1 pseudogene is annotated in these 265 nt (G+C 41.9%); it reads right to left on the reverse strand.

The annotated features are described in order from the left end of the window. Positions 1-156: 156 nt before the first annotated feature. A pseudogene (locus tag H5181_RS20450) lies at positions 157-265 on the reverse strand (IS630 family transposase); the annotation flags it as partial.

Below are 265 nucleotides of genomic sequence, written 5' to 3' on the forward strand. Positions count from 1 at the left end.
ATCGCCGATGGTAGTGTGGGGTCTCCCCATGCGAGAGTAGGTCATTTCCAGGCGCCTAATTGACTTGAAAGAGTCGTGAAACAGCCCGCTATCATGTAGCGGGCTTTTTTACGTCTGTCATTTAATGACAATTAGCTTTAATACCATTTACATTAATTAATTGGTCAATTTTGTCCAACGTCTAGAACATAGTTGAATCACCCTTTCCGGCTCTGCAATAAATCGATTCCATGCAATGGAACACTGCTCAACAATATCGTCATAT

It is taken from the genome of Shewanella sp. SG44-2 (assembly GCF_014164215.1).
GTDB classification, from domain to species: domain Bacteria; phylum Pseudomonadota; class Gammaproteobacteria; order Enterobacterales; family Shewanellaceae; genus Shewanella; species Shewanella frigidimarina.